Annotated in this window: 1 pseudogene; it reads left to right on the top strand. The window is 59.4% G+C overall.

Annotated elements, in window-relative coordinates:
• Window positions 1-10: 10 nt before the first annotated feature.
• Window positions 11-283: pseudogene (locus AC3II9_RS21700) on the top strand (group II intron reverse transcriptase/maturase); the annotation flags it as partial.

Raw genomic sequence — 283 nt, 5'->3', positions numbered from 1 at the left:
GGCGGGTGTTATGGAAGACCGGGTTCACACCCGGACCTACAGCGGCACTCCGCAGGGCGGTATCGTCTCTCCAATCTTGGCCAACATCTACCTCCATGAACTCGATATGTTCATGGCGGAACGGATCGCGGCTTTCGAGAGGGGGAAGGTCCGTGCCACGAACCCGGAATATGGGCGACTGGCTGGGCGCATCCAGAAACAACGGAAGCGCGTCACCATGCTGCGGGCCAAAGACAATGTCGACGAGGTGAAGGTTGCGGCCTCCTTGGCCAAAATCCAAACC

The organism is Lysinibacillus sp. RU7, assembly GCF_057837305.1.
Note: the sequence above shows the minus strand (reverse complement) of the source record. Positions and strands in the feature narration are given on the sequence as shown.